Genomic DNA, 13,747 nt, shown 5'->3' with positions numbered 1-13,747 from the left:
GTATTTGTGACATTTTGGTACATTGAGTCGCAAAAAACAGGGTAGGTCCATCCGGGAGGGGATGGCCTGCCACTCCTCCCCACGCTTCCCCACGGGGAGGACGGCCGTGATCACTCTTGTGTTGTCCCATCTTTCTGAGAATGAGGAGCCGTCCACATGAATGAAGCCGTTCAAGCGAATGAACTCGTCGAGACCTCCTGGCGCATGGGCCTGGTGGCCCTGTCCTATGGCATTGCCGTGCTGGGCTCCTTCGTGGCCCTCACGGCGGCACAGCGCATTCGCGGGCGCACGGGAATCAGCTGGCTGAATCTGCTGGCGGCCGGCACGGCGCTGGGCGGCATAGGCGTGTGGTCCATGCATTTCACGGGCATGCTGGCGCTGAACCTGGGCATGGGCTCGGGCTACTCCATGGTCGAAACCCTGGTGTCCCTGGTGGCTGCCGTCGCTGCGACCTCGGTGGCGCTGGCGTTTGTCGCGCGGCGGCCCGAAAGCGGGTTGCGCGTGCTGGGCGCCGGCACCCTGCTGGGCCTGGGCGTGGCCTTCATGCATTACCTGGGCATGTACGGCATGCGCTTTCCCGGCTTCATCGTCTGGTCCGTTCCCACCGTGGTGCTGTCCGTGGCCATTGCCGTGGTGGCGGCCAGCGCCGCTCTTTGGCTGTCGTTTCGCACCGGCTCGCTGGGCATGCGGGCGCTGGCGGCTGTCGTGATGGGGGCGGCAGTATGCTCCATGCATTACACGGGCATGGCCGCAGCAGACTTTGTATGCATTTCCGAGACACAGCGGTATGCTCGGCCGCAAGGTTTTGCCGTGATCAGCGCTTTGGACCTTCCCGTCTTTACCGTGATCGTGGCCATAGGCCTGGCAGCATTGATAGGCATGGACCAGCTCATGCAGCAGCGCGACCGGATGCGCCGGCCCCTGCACTAGGTGGATAAATGCAAAAAGCCGGCAGGTCGGGGAGCGCGCAGTGGTCATGCGTGGACGAGGACTGGCACAATCGAAATAGGACAAATCCTAGAGTCTGCACAGGAACTTTTGAGGGGAGCACCCCGGCAACCGGGCCGCAAGGCCTGGTTGCACAAAGGTTTCGGCCCAGGTTCCAGGTCTAAGACCATCGTATTTTCCGAGGCTCCCTCCCAGACACAGCTCGCCAATGACACTTACCGAACTCAAATACATCGTGGCCGTGGCACGTGAAAAGCATTTTGGCCGCGCCGCCGAAGCCTGTTATGTGTCCCAGCCCACGTTGTCCGTGGCGATCAAGAAGCTGGAGGAGGAGCTCGATGTCAAGCTCTTCGAGCGCAGTGCCGGCGAAGTGTCGGTCACGTCGCTGGGCGAGGAGATCATCCGTCAGGCGCAAAGCGTGCTGGAGCAGGCCGCCGAGATCAAGGAAATCGCCAAGCGCGGCAAGGACCCGCTGTCCGGCGTGCTCACCCTGGGTGTGATCTACACCATCGGCCCCTACCTGCTGCCGGACCTGGTGCGCAACTCCATCCTGCGCACGCCGCAGATGCCGCTGATGCTGCAGGAGAACTACACCATCAAGCTGCTGGAGATGCTGCGCACGGGCGAGATCGACTGCGCCATCGTCGCCGAGCCCTTCCCCGACACCGGCCTGGCGCTGGCGCCGCTGTATGACGAGCCCTTCATGGCTGCCGTGCCCAGCACCCATGCGCTGGCCCAGAAGGACCATGTCTCCACCAGCGATCTCAAGAACGAGACCATGCTGCTGCTGGGCTCGGGCCACTGCTTCCGCGACCATGTGCTCCAGGTCTGCCCCGAGTTCGCACGCTATGCCAGCAATGCCGAAGGCATTCGCCGCACCTTCGAAGGTTCGTCGCTGGAGACCATCAAGCACATGGTGGCCGCCGGCATGGGCGTGACCCTGGTGCCGCGCCTGTCCGTGCCCGCCGATGCGCTGGAGACCACGGCGCGCCGCCGCAAGACCGACGAGCCGCACATCCGCTACCTGCCCATCCTCGAGGACGACGGCTCGGCCCCGCCCACGCGCCGCGTGGTCCTGGCCTGGCGCCGCAGCTTCACGCGCTACGAGGCCATCGCCGCCCTGCGCAACGCGGTCTACGCCTGCGCCTTGCCCGGCGTCAAACGCCTGTCCTGATGACTGCACCGCTGCGCGGGCCGTGCCTCCAGGGCCACCGCGCTTGCGTTATCGTTGCTTTCGGTCTCCGGGCGGTCTGCCCGGGGCATATTCCATCCGTACGAAGTTGAAAGGGATCCCATGGCCAAAAATGCCAGCAAAGACAAGTCCGGTGCAAAGAAGCCAGAGGCCGTGCAGGCCGCCAAGACCGTGCAGGCAGCGACGGCCGATGTCGCACCGGTGTCCGTGCGCTCCAGCGCCATCCACATCGGCATCAGCGACAAGGACCGTGCCGCCATCTCCAAGGGCCTGTCGGCCCTGCTGGCCGACACCTACACGCTCTATCTGACAACGCACAACTTCCACTGGAACGTCACGGGCCCGATGTTCAACACACTGCACACCATGTTCATGGGGCAGTACACGGAACTGTGGAACGCCGTTGATCCCATCGCCGAGCGCATCCGCGCCCTGGGCCATTTCGCACCGGGCTCTTATGCCGACTTCGGCAAGCTCACCAGCCTGGCCGACGTGCCCCACGATCCGCCCAAGGCCCTGGAGATGGTGCGCATCCTGGTGGCAGGCCATGAAGCCGTGGCACGCACGGCGCGCAGCCTCTTCCCGCTGGCCGACAAAGCCAGCGACGAGCCCACGGCCGACCTGCTGACCCAGCGCCTGACCGTGCATGAGCAGACCGCCTGGATGCTGCGTGCCCTGCTTGAAGAGTGATGCTGCACATGTCCCAAGCACCTGCCACGGCCCGGGAGTGATGACCGCGCATGCTCCGGACCTGGATTGACGCACACGCCGCCACGAGCGGCCTGTGCCTGGTACTGGCCGCCTTGGGCGGCCTTTTTTTCTACCTGCGCCTGCCCGCCGCCGCGCGGCTGCGCCATGCAGGCCTGCCGATGCCACGCGCCGCATGGCAGGGCCTGGTTGCGGCGGGCCTGCTGGCCGCGCTGGCCCTGGGCGTGATGGTGCGCGACATGCTGGGCCTGGGCCAGCCCGCAGGCTGCGACTCCTGCACCGACTGGCCGGTGCTGGATGATGCCCTGCACCAGTGGCTTGCTGGCCATGCCACCGATGCCTGGGTGCGCCCCGTGGTCGCCTTCACCCAGCTGGGCCATGTGGGCTGGATGGTGTCGCTGTCTGTTGCCGTGCTGGCGCTGCTGCTGTGGCGCCGCGACTGGCTGCATGCGGCCGCCTGGGTGGTGGCCACGGCGGGAGTCGGTCTGTGGATACGCGCCATCAAGACCAGCGTGGGCCGCCCGCGCCCCGTGGGCGGCTGGGTGCCCGAGGGCGGCTTCAGCTTCCCCAGCGGCCACAGCGCCGGCACCTTCGTGCTCTATCTGATGCTGGCCTGGCTGCTGCTGCCGTACCTGCGGCCTGCCTGGCGCTGGTGCGTGGGCCTGGCGGCCCTGGCCGTTGCCCTGGGCGTGGGGGCCAGCCGCGTCGTGCTGCGCGTGCACTATGCCAGCGATGTGCTGGCTGGCTGGCTGCTGGGCCTGGCCTGGATGGCGCTGGTGATCTGTGCCGTGGAGTGGGCGCAAACCCGCGTTGCCGGCAGGCGCGGCTGAGGCGCGCCGCCGAGCCCGCCCGCCCAGCGGCGACAATGCGGGCATTTTCGAATGTGATGCGTGCGATGGTCGGCCCACGGCCGCCATCGGCGCCCAGACGCCATGCCTACCTCCTCCTCTACGCCCATGCCTGCGCCCCGGCGCAGCAAACTGTCGCTCTACCTGGACCTGGTCCGCTTCAACCGGCCGGCCGGCTGGCTGGTCCTGGTCTGGCCCACGCTGGCCGCACTGTGGGTGGCGGCGGGCGGGTTTCCGGGCTGGCATCTGCTGGTGGTCTTCGTGCTGGGCACGGTGCTGATGCGCAGCGCCGGCTGCTGCATCAATGACATCGCCGACCGCGACTTCGACCGCCACGTCAAGCGCACCACGCAGCGCCCCATCACCTCGGGACTGGTCTCGGTGAAGGAGGCCGCGCTGCTGGGCGCGGCCCTGGCCCTGGTTTCGCTGGGCCTGGTGCTGACCACCCGCTGGGAGGCCGTGGCCTGGTCCGTGCCCGCCGTGCTGTTCACCATCCTCTACCCGTTCACCAAGCGCTTCTTCGCCATGCCCCAGGCCTTCCTGGGCATTGCCTTCAACTTCGGCATCGTCATCGCCTTCGCCGCCGTGCAGGGGCAGGTGCCCGCCACGGCCTGGATTCTGTGGTTGGCCAACATGTTCCTGGTGCTGGCCTATGACACCGAATACGCCATGGTGGACCGCGACGATGACCTCAAGATCGGAATGAAGACCTCGGCCATCACCCTGGGCCGCTTCGACGTGGTGGCCGTCATGGGTTTCTTCGTGCTCTGCGGCCTGCTCACGGTCTGGGCGTTGGCACCCTTCGGCCTGGCCTGGCCTTTCTGGCTGGGCCTGGCCGTGGCCGCGGCCCAGGTGATCTGGCACTTCACCCTGATCCGCCACCGCACGCGCGAGGGCTGCTTCGTCGCCTTCAGCAAGAGCCACTGGATCGGTGCCAGCCTGTTCGCGGGCGTGGCGCTGGGGTTTGCGCTGCGCTGAGGGCTCAGCGCTGAAAAAACAAGGGAGGCCGGTGCCTCCCTTTTGCATGGAGCCTGGGGCGCGTTGCGCCGGGCTCAGCGGCCGAATTCGGCGGCCAGCTCCTTGGCCCGTGTTTCCGCCGCCCGCATGGCGGCCACGAAATGCTCGGGCACCTGCTGCGCCTGCAGGTGCGTGATGGCGGCGTGGGTGGTGCCTCCCTTGCTGGTGACGCGCTGGCGCAGCACCTCGGCGCTTTCGCTGGAGCGGGCGGCCAGCTCCGACGCGCCCTGGAAGGTGGCCACGCCCAGGCGGTAGGACTGCTCGGCCGTGAGGCCCATGTCCACGCCAGCCTGTGTCATGGCTTCGAGGAACAGGAAGACATAGGCCGGGCCCGAGCCCGACAGGGCGGTCACGGCGTCCAGGTGCGCTTCCTGGTCGACCCAGACGAACTGGCCCGTGGTGGCCACCACCTGCTCGATGGCGCTCTTGCCCGCGGCATCGACCTGGGCGCGGGCGAACAGGCCCGTCATGCCCTTGCCCACCAGGGCCGGCGTGTTGGGCATGGCGCGCACGATGCGGCCCGTGCCCAGCCACTGGGCGATGGCGTCCGTGGGAATGCCGGCGGCCACGCTCAGGTGCAGGGCCTGGGCGGTGTGCGGCGCCACGGCCTGGGCGGCTTCCTTGAAGGTCTGGGGCTTGACGGCCCAGACCACGATGCCGGCACCGTCCAGCGCGCTGGCGGCGGCCGCGGCATCGGCATGGGCCGTGATGCCGAAGTTCGTGCGCAGCGCATCGCGTGCAGCCTCGAAGGGTTCGACGACGACGATGCGGTCTGCGGATTGGCCCTGGCCGATCAGTCCGCCGATGATGGCGCTGGCCATGTTGCCGCCACCGATGAAGGCGATGACAGGGGAGGCTGTGGAAACGGTGTTCATGCTGGTGGCGGTGGAGAAGGAAAACGAAGAGTTTAGAGCGTGTTCCCACCGTGCCAGCGCATGTCCACGCCATGGCTGGCGGCCAGGTCCAGGGGCTGTGCCGGGGCGCCGGGCCGCTGGCGCAGGGTGAGCGCGCAAGGGCCCTCTCCGCGGGTGGCAAGGCGCTGGCGCAGTGCGTCGCAGGCCGCCAGTGCCTGCGCGCCTTGCAGCAGCAGGTCGAACCCCGGCAATGCCAGCCGCGCGCCCTGGTTGTCCAGCTTCTCCAGCGGCAGGCCCGGGCCCAGCAGCGCCCGGTAGCGGTCCAGGCTGGCGTCCAGGTCGTGCACGGCGACGGTCAGCGAGGCCACACCCAGCGCGCCGTTGGGATGCTCGCGCACGCTGCCCTCGGGCACGCGCAGCGCGCGCGGCGTGACGTCGCCGCACAGGAAGGGCAGGTCGGGCGTGGCGTGGCGCGCCGTCTGCCACAGCAGTTGCGCGCCATCGGGGCGCACGCGGCCTCCGTCCACGGGGCCGATCAGGGTATCCAGCCCCCGCCCGCGCGCCTCGGCCAGGGCCTGGGAGGTGCTTTGGGGCAGCAGGGCGAAGTCCACCAGCCCTTCGCCATGGTCGCGCAGCGTGCGGTACCAGCGCTCTTCGGGCGCCGGGGAGGTCCAGGCAATGATCTCCAGGTAGGCGCCATCGGCAAAGACGACCAGTGCGTTGTGCGAGGTGCGGCCCGGATGGCGGCCGCCGATGACGACCTGGAAGCCCAGCGCGCGGTAGTCCGCCACGGCGGCCTCGAGGTCCTGCACGGCGATGACGATGTGGTCCAGCGGAAGTGCCATGAATGCTCCTGTGTGGTGTAAGGGGGTGCCGTCCGGATTCTCAGTCTTCGAGCTGGACCTTGTTGTCGCGCACGAAGCGGCCCCAGCGCTCATATTCCTGGCGCACCCAGCGGTCGAGGGCGGGTCCGTCCGTGGCCATGACTTCAAAGCCCGACTGCACGAGCTTGCTGCGGATGTCGGGCGTGTTCAGCGTGGCCTGGAAGTCTTCGGTGAGCTTGTGCACCGTGGCTGCCGGCGTGGCGGAAGGTGCGAAAACGCCGATCCACGAGTAGGCCTCGAAGCCCGGGAAGCCGGACTCGGCCACGGTGGGCACGTCGGGCAGCTCGGGCAGGCGCTTGAGGCCGGTCACCGCCAGCGGCTTGATCTTGCCCGCCGAAATCTGGCCGCGCAGCGCCGCATAGCTGAGCAGGGTGAGGTCGGACACATTGCCGAGCACGGCCTGCACGGCCGGGCCGCCGCCGCCGTAGGGCACGTGCAGCACGTAGGTGCCCGAGCGGCGCTTGATGTCTTCCATCACCAGGTGGTTCATGGACCCCAGGCCGGTCGATGCGTAGCTGTATTTGCCCGGGTTGCGCCGCGCCAGCTCCAGGAAGCTGGCCAGGTCCTTGGCGGGCACCGAGGCCGAGGCACCGATCACCAGCGGAAAGCGCAGCGCCAGCGACACGCCCGTGAAGTCCTTGAAGGTGTCGTAGGGCAGCCGGGACTTGGCGATGGGATTGATGGCATGGGTGTCGAAGCTGAACAGCAGGGTGTTGCCGTCCGGGGCGGACTTGGCCACGTACTGGGTGGCGATCTGGCTGGCGGCGCCGGGGCGGTTCTCCACGATCACCGGGCGCCCGGCCACCTCGCCCAGGCGCGGCTGCAGTATGCGGGCGGCGATGTCGGTGCTGCCCCCCGGCGGGAAGGTGATGACCAGCTTGAGCGGGGCGGCGCCCTGCGCGGATGCCGTGCCGGCCGGCCCCAGCAGGCATGCGGCGGCCGTGGCCAGCAGCAGCTGGCGGCGTGAGGGTGGATGGGGCATGGGAAGGCTCCTTTTCAAGCGCATTGGCGGGCAGGAAATCGGGAATCTATGCGTGGGGCTGGCGTCAACCCATCCACTGGCTCACCGGCACGGCCGTGTCCTGGAGCTCTTGCGAGATCACATCCACCAGCGCCGGGCCGTCGTGCATCAGCGCGGCCTTGAGCGCGGCTTCGAGGTCTGCCGGGTCCTCCACGCGCCATGCCTTGACACCGAAGGCCTCGGCCACGCGGGCATGGTGGGTGCGGTTGAAGTCGACGGAGAAGTAGCGTTCATCGTAGCCGGACTTCTGGCTGGCCTTGATCCAGCCGAACACGCTGTTGGAGAACACGATCATCTTCAGCGGCACGTTGCGGCGCACGATGGTTTCCAGCTCGCCGCAGGTGAAGCCGAAGCTGCCGTCGCCCATGACCGCGACCACCACGGAACCGGGCTGGCCGATGGCGGCGCCAAAGCCGGCGGACATGGCAAAGCCCAGCGCCCCGTGCGCACGATTGGTGATGAAGTGCCGGCCGGCCTGGGGCGCGTCGAAATAGGCCGTGAAGTAGGGGCAGGGCGTGCCGGGGTCGGCCACCACGATGGCGCGCGCGGGCAGCAGGCGGTTGAGCGTGTCCACCACGCGCTCGGGCTTGATGGGCCGGTCCAGCGAGGCGGCCAGCGGCGCGAAGAAGGCCTGCTTGGCGGCGCGCGCGGTGGCCGCCAGCGTGGCGCCGTCCGCGGCATCGGCGGGGCGGCGGGAGATGCGTTGCTGCACGGCCGCGTGCAGCGCCTGCAGGCCCAGCAGGGCGTCGCCCACCAGGGCCACGTCGGTGCGGTAGTTGGTGCCTATGGTCATGGCGTCCACGTCCAGGTGGACGATGGTGACCTTGCGCGAGGGCATCTGCCAGTGCTCGGTGGTGGTGGAGCCGGCACGGGCGCCGATGAACATCACCAGGTCCGCCTGCGCCACCACGGCGCGCGTGGCCTCGACGCCGCCATTGGTGCCCACCACGCCGGCATTGAGCGGATGGCTGCCCGCCAGGCTGCCCTGGCCGCTGACGCTGGAACACACGGGCGCGTTGAGCAGGGTGGCCAGCGCATCCAGTGCGGCGCTGGCGCCTGCGATCAGCACGCCGCCGCCGCAGATCAGCACGGGGCAGCGGGCCGCCACCAGGCGGTCGGCAGCCTCGGCCACGGCCGCCGGATCGGGCGCGGACCGGTAGGCCGGATAGTGGTCATGCCCTGGCTGGGCCCAGACATCGGCCGGATCCAGCGTGTGCTTTTGCACGTCATAGGGCAGGCAGATATGGGTGGCGCCGGGCCGGCCCGTGGTCATGGCGCGAAAGGCGCTGCGCACGGCGTGCGGAATCTGGTCCACGCGGTCGATGGTGGTATTCCACTTGGTCAGGGGCCTGTACAGCGCCTGCTGGTCGAGTTCGGTCAGCGGGAACTTGCCGCGCGCACCCACGGAAACGTCCGAGGTGATGCCCAGCACGGGCACTGAGGACTCATTGGCCTCGGCCAGGCCGGGCAGCAGGTAGGTGGCGCCGCCTCCGCTGGGGCCTTCGCACACGCCCACCTTGCCTGTGACGCGCGCATAGGCGTCGGCCATGTAGCCGGCGCTGCGCTCGTCCCGCGTGAGGATGTGGTCCATGCCGTGGTCCAGCCGCGCCATGGCGTCGTAGAAGGGCAGGCTGGTGTCGCCGCACAGGCCGAAGATGTGCTTGACGCCATTGAGCTGCAGCATGCGGACCATGGCGTCGGCGCCATTGAAAGCGGTGGTCATGTCGGGAGTCTCCAGGCAGGTTGGGTGACGGGATTTTTAAGAATCCATTTCAGTATACTTAAAAGAATGCGCAGCGCCAAAGGGCACAATGGCGCCATGAAAATCTCCAACATCCGCCATGAACGGGGCTCCAGCGTCTACAGCACGCTGCGTGACATGGCCATCTCCTACGAGTTCAAGCCAGGCGAGCGCCTGAGCGAGAGCGAACTGGCGCTGCGCCTGGGCGTGAGCCGCACGCCCGTGCGCGAGGCGCTGACGCGGCTGGTGGCCGATGGCTTTTTGCTGCCGGCCAGCCGCGGCTACATGCGGCGCGAGCTGGACGTGAAGGAGTCGCTGGACCTGTACGAGGCCCGCGTGGCCGTGGAGCGCGAATGCGTGCGGCTGGCCGTGGAGCGTGCCACCGATGCCCAGCTCGACGAGGCCCTGGCCTACCTGGAGCAGAGCCAGCGCGTGGCCTCCGATACGCCGATCCGGCAACTGGTGGACCTGGACGAGGGATTCCACCTGCGCATTGCCGACATGGCCGGCAACGCCGAGCTGCGGCGCATGCTGGCGAGCCTGAACGAGCGCATCCGCTTCATCCGCTGGATCGACATGGAGAACGTGGGGCGCGCCTCCACCCAGCAAGAGCACCTGGAAATCCTGCAGGCCCTGCGCGCGCGCGACGCCCAGGCCAGCGAGCGCCTGATGGCCGAGCACATCGGCCTGCGGCGCGAGCAGATCGTGGAGGCCATTGCGCGCGGGCTGACGCGCATCTACCTGCCGAAGGAGCAGGTGCAGGCCACGCCCTGAAGCGCCTTCAGGGTGCGCAGGGCGGCGAGGGCCGGTAGGCGGTGATCAGGATCTGGTTGGCCTGCGCCGGGTTGAAGTTGTCGTCGCTGGCGAACACCAGCACGCGGGTGCCATCGGGCAGCGGCGGGCCCCAGGACATGGCTTCCATGTTGTCCAGCCGGCCGGGCTGCACGGTGGACAGATCGGCCACCAGTTGCTTGACCGCCACCTGTGGCGGCGTTTGCGCGAAGCTGGCCAGGGCCAGCGTATCAGGCGCATCCAGGCCGATGCGGTACAGCCGCGCGCCAAAACCGTGGCCCGGGCTGTAGGAGCGCTCCAGCACCAGCAGATGGTCGGGACCGTCCGGCAGGATCTCGCTGATGCCGTTGACCTCGCGCTGGGGCAGGGCCCAGCTGGCGGCCGGCACGGCATCGGGCTGGTAGGCGATCTGGCGCAGCAGCCGGCCATCGTCCAGGCTGACCAGGCTGATGCGCACGGGCGCGCCTGCCGTGGCGGCGCTGGCGCGCGGCCCATCCTGGCGCAGCGGCGCTTCCAGGGCCAGCCAGGCCTGTTGGCCGTCCGGCGTCACGGCCAGCCCTTCGAAGCCGAAATTCGCGCGCAGGCCCGGCACGCCGGCCTCGTCCTTGAAGGGATGGAACCAGCGCGCAAGCTGGCGGCCCTGCGCATCGGCTTTCACCAGCGAGGTGCCAAAGCCCCGGCCCGGGTCGCCTTCATCGGTCCACAGCAGGCCGCCGTCCGGCAGCAGGCGGACGGCTTCGGGGTCGGGCACGGGCTGGGTGGCGGGCGCGGCATGGCGCGGGCGCAGCCAGCGGCCCTCGGCATCCAGCAGCGGGTGCACTTCGGTGACCTGCGCCTGCCAGGGGTTGGGGCCGGCGCGCTGGCCCGCGTCCAGCGGCTCTATGCGCAGGCGCATCCAGCGCGCGGGGCCGCGCGCCGAGCGGTCATCGCTGATGGCCACGTAGTCGCCGCGCCGCGCGTCGTAGTCCAGGCCCGAGATGCCGCCGGTGGTGGCGCCATGGATGGGCTCCTCGCGCGCAATCGTGGTGCTGCCCAGCCATTGCAGGCGCGCGCATGCCGGGGCCGGCAGGGCCTGGGGCGGCGCGGCGCAGCCGGCCAGCAGCAGGCCGGAAAGCACCAGGCTGGCCGCCTTGAACAAGGCCGTGAGCCCGTTGTCAGGCCGCCAGCGCTGTCTGGGCCACCGCATGCTCCCAGCGCGCCATCAGCTCGTCGGCGCGGTGCTTGTCCAGCGTGGGAACGAAGCGGCGCTCGGCCTTCCACAGCGCCGACAGTTCCTCGGTGCTCTGGTACACGCCCGAGGACAGGCCCGCCAGGTAGGCAGCGCCCAGGGCCGTGGTCTCCACGCAGGCCGGGCGCACGACGGGAATGCCCAGCAGGTCGGCCTGGAACTGCATGAGCAGGTTGTTGACGCAGGCGCCGCCGTCCACGCGCAGTTCGCTGACCGGCGCGCCGCCGCTGGCCACCGCGTCGCGGCTCATGGCCAGCAGCAGGGCGGCGCTCTGGAAGGCGATGGATTCAAGCGCGGCCCGCGCGATGTGGGCGATGGTGGTGCCGCGCGTCAGGCCCGTGATGGTGCCGCGCGCATCGGGCTTCCAGTAGGGGGCGCCCAGGCCCGTGAAGGCCGGCACCATCATCACGCCGCCCGAGTCGGGCACGCTCTCGGCCAGTTGCTGTACCTGGCCGCTGTGCTCGATGGCGCGCAGCCCGTCGCGCAGCCACTGGACCACGGCGCCGCCCACGAAGACGCTGCCTTCCAGCGCATAGGCCGGCGCAGCGGTGGGCTGTGCCGCAGCGGTGGTCAGCAGGCCGTTGGCAGAGGTCTGGAACACGCCGCCTGTGTGCATGAGCATGAAGCAGCCCGTGCCATAGGTGTTCTTGGCCATGCCGGCGGAAAAGCAGGCCTGGCCGAAGAGGGCGCTTTGCTGGTCGCCGGCCACGCCGCCGATGGCGATCTCGCCGCCCAGCACCTCGGCTGCCGTGCGGCCGAAATCGGCGGCGGAAGGCAGCACCTCGGGCATCAGCGCGCGCGGAATCTCCAGCAGCGCCAGCAGATCGTCGTCCCACTGGTTGGTGTGGACGTTGAACAGCATGGTGCGGCTGGCGTTGGAGACATCGGTCACATGGCGGCGTCCGCCCGTGAGCTGCCAGATCAGCCAGCTGTCCACGGTGCCGAAGGCCAGTTCGCCGCGCTCGGCGGCGGTGCGCGCGCCGTTGACGTTGTCCAGGATCCAGCGCAGCTTGGTGCCCGAGAAATAGGCGTCGATCAGCAGGCCGGTCTTGCCCTGGATGGTGTCGGCATGGCCGGCCTCGCGCAGTTGGGCGCACAGCGGCTCGGCGCGACGGTCCTGCCAGACGATGGCGTGGTGCAGGGGCTGGCCCGTGGCGCGGTTCCAGACCACGGTGGTCTCGCGCTGGTTGGTGATGCCCAGGGCGCGGATGTCGGCTGCCGCCAGCCCGGCCTTGGCCAGGGCCTCGCGCGCCGTGGCCAGCTGGGTGCGCCAGATCTCGCGCGGATCGTGCTCCACCCAGCCGGGGCGGGGATAGATCTGCGGCAGCTCCAGTTGGGCAGAGGCCACGATGCGGCCCTGGGTGTCGAAGACGATGCTGCGCGAGCTGGAGGTGCCCTGGTCCAGGGCAAGCAGATAGGTCATGGTGCGGTATCCAGGAAAAGCAGGGCCGGTGCGCGTGTCCTGTGCGGGCGGTGGCGCAGCGGCTGCGGAAAACTTATTGCGCCACCACGCATTGCACCTCGGCTTCGCGAAGCAGTGCGTCGAAGGGCGCAGGGGGCGCGGTATCGGTGAACAGGCGGTCGATCTGGTCCAGGCGGGCCAGCTCCACCATGGCCTGGCGGTGAAACTTGCTGTGGTCGGCGGCCAGCCAGACCTCGCGCGACTGGGCAATGATGGTCTGGGCCACCTTGACCTCGCGCATGTCGAAGTCGCGCAGGCTGCCATCGGGCTCGATGGCCGAGATGCCGATCAGGGCGATGTCCACCTTGAACTGGCGTATGAAATCCACGGCGGCCTCGCCCACGATGCCCCGGTCGCGCGTGCGCACCACGCCGCCGGCCACGATGACTTCGCAGTCGGCGTTGGAGCTGAGGATGGCCGCCACGTTGAGGTTGTTGGTGATCACGCGCAGGCCCCGGTGCTTGAGCAGGGCCTGGGCCACGGCCTCGGTGGTGGTGCCGATGTTCAGGATCAGCGAGCAGCCGTTGGGAATGGCCTCGGCCACGGCGCGCGCAATGCGCGACTTGCCTTCGGCATGCAGCACCTGGCGCTGGGGGTGGCCCAGGTTCTCGACCGTGGCGCTGGGCACGCGCACGCCGCCGTGAAAGCGCACCATCAGGCCCGCATCGGCCAGCTTCTGTATGTCGCGGCGCACGGTCTGCAGGGTCACGCCCAGGATCTCGGCCAGCTGCTCCACCGAAGTGGACTGGCGGCTGCGCACTTCGTCGAGCAGCTGTAGTTGTCGGGGATTGGTGTTCACGGCGGCGATTCCAGATCTGGTGCGTTCTCAGGCAAACAAGGCGGGGCGACCGGTTTATAGCGCATTTGCCCCTGGCCGGCCGTGGGTTGGGGAACTTTAAAACGAAGAAAAAAGAACAGCACCTAGGGTATGTGTTGATGGGCTGCGATCTGGAAAGAACAAAAATGATCACGTTCTTGCTTTCGGATGGCGCGCAATCGCCGCCTTGAGCGAGATGTTTCTCCTTGTTCAATCGCTGCCCCCGAGGCGGCCT

At 68.8% G+C, this 13,747-nt stretch carries 13 protein-coding genes; 6 read left to right on the top strand and 7 right to left on the bottom strand.

What is annotated here, in order from left to right; translation table 11 throughout:
* The first annotated feature begins 156 nt into the window (after positions 1-156).
* From AAN986_RS26115 to ubiA, 5 genes are all read left to right on the top strand, one after another.
* Positions 157-930 (top strand): MHYT domain-containing protein, encoded by a 774-nt coding sequence (locus tag AAN986_RS26115; protein ID WP_047217907.1) that lies wholly within the window; start codon positions 157-159, stop codon positions 928-930.
* A 226-nt stretch (positions 931-1,156) separates the two neighbouring features.
* A complete protein-coding gene (locus tag AAN986_RS26110) occupies positions 1,157-2,122 on the top strand; it encodes a LysR substrate-binding domain-containing protein (RefSeq protein WP_016449154.1) in 966 nt (321 codons plus the stop codon).
* A gap of 120 nt (positions 2,123-2,242) precedes the next feature.
* Entirely contained in the window at positions 2,243-2,830 is a 588-nt protein-coding gene (locus tag AAN986_RS26105; protein ID WP_016449155.1) for a Dps family protein, read from the top strand.
* A 50-nt stretch (positions 2,831-2,880) separates the two neighbouring features.
* Positions 2,881-3,678 carry a phosphatase PAP2 family protein gene (locus AAN986_RS26100; RefSeq protein ID WP_016449156.1) on the top strand — a complete coding sequence of 266 codons (798 nt, stop codon included), beginning with the start codon at positions 2,881-2,883 and terminating at the stop codon, positions 3,676-3,678.
* Between the two features lie 126 nt (positions 3,679-3,804).
* Positions 3,805-4,674, top strand: a complete 870-nt coding sequence (gene ubiA, locus AAN986_RS26095; protein WP_016449157.1) for a 4-hydroxybenzoate octaprenyltransferase — start codon at positions 3,805-3,807, stop codon at positions 4,672-4,674.
* 74 nt (positions 4,675-4,748) lie between these two features.
* On the opposite strand, the gene proC is transcribed toward ubiA, so the two are convergent.
* From proC to AAN986_RS26075, 4 genes are all read right to left on the bottom strand, one after another.
* Complete coding sequence (proC, locus tag AAN986_RS26090; RefSeq protein ID WP_016449158.1) at positions 4,749-5,588, bottom strand: pyrroline-5-carboxylate reductase; 840 nt, start codon at positions 5,586-5,588, stop codon at positions 4,749-4,751.
* A gap of 32 nt (positions 5,589-5,620) precedes the next feature.
* Positions 5,621-6,412, bottom strand: a complete 792-nt coding sequence (locus AAN986_RS26085; RefSeq protein WP_047217908.1) for a VOC family protein — start codon at positions 6,410-6,412, stop codon at positions 5,621-5,623.
* A gap of 40 nt (positions 6,413-6,452) precedes the next feature.
* Entirely contained in the window at positions 6,453-7,433 is a 981-nt protein-coding gene (locus AAN986_RS26080) for a tripartite tricarboxylate transporter substrate binding protein (RefSeq protein WP_206424519.1), read from the bottom strand.
* 64 nt (positions 7,434-7,497) lie between these two features.
* Complete coding sequence (locus AAN986_RS26075; protein ID WP_047217910.1) at positions 7,498-9,195, bottom strand: thiamine pyrophosphate-binding protein; 1,698 nt, start codon at positions 9,193-9,195, stop codon at positions 7,498-7,500.
* A 96-nt stretch (positions 9,196-9,291) separates the two neighbouring features.
* On the opposite strand from AAN986_RS26075, the gene AAN986_RS26070 reads away from it, so the two are divergent.
* Positions 9,292-9,987 carry a GntR family transcriptional regulator gene (locus tag AAN986_RS26070; protein WP_047217936.1) on the top strand — a complete coding sequence of 232 codons (696 nt, stop codon included), beginning with the start codon at positions 9,292-9,294 and terminating at the stop codon, positions 9,985-9,987.
* 7 nt (positions 9,988-9,994) lie between these two features.
* Here the strand turns inward: AAN986_RS26070 and AAN986_RS26065 are convergent, their stop codons facing one another.
* The 3 genes from AAN986_RS26065 to AAN986_RS26055 all read right to left on the bottom strand — a co-directional run bounded on the left by AAN986_RS26065 (position 9,995) and on the right by AAN986_RS26055 (position 13,494).
* Positions 9,995-11,191 (bottom strand): esterase-like activity of phytase family protein, encoded by a 1,197-nt coding sequence (locus AAN986_RS26065; protein ID WP_047217911.1) that lies wholly within the window; start codon positions 11,189-11,191, stop codon positions 9,995-9,997.
* A complete protein-coding gene (gene glpK / locus AAN986_RS26060; RefSeq protein ID WP_047217912.1) occupies positions 11,160-12,656 on the bottom strand; it encodes a glycerol kinase GlpK in 1,497 nt (498 codons plus the stop codon). Before glpK ends, AAN986_RS26065 begins: the two co-directional genes overlap by 32 nt.
* A 73-nt stretch (positions 12,657-12,729) precedes the next feature.
* Complete coding sequence (locus tag AAN986_RS26055; RefSeq protein WP_047217913.1) at positions 12,730-13,494, bottom strand: DeoR/GlpR family DNA-binding transcription regulator; 765 nt, start codon at positions 13,492-13,494, stop codon at positions 12,730-12,732.
* Positions 13,495-13,747: the final 253 nt, after the last annotated feature.

The organism is Delftia sp. DS1230, assembly GCF_040112715.1.
In the GTDB taxonomy this organism is placed as follows: domain Bacteria; phylum Pseudomonadota; class Gammaproteobacteria; order Burkholderiales; family Burkholderiaceae_C; genus Comamonas; species Comamonas tsuruhatensis.
This window is presented reverse-complemented; position numbering and strand designations above follow the sequence as displayed.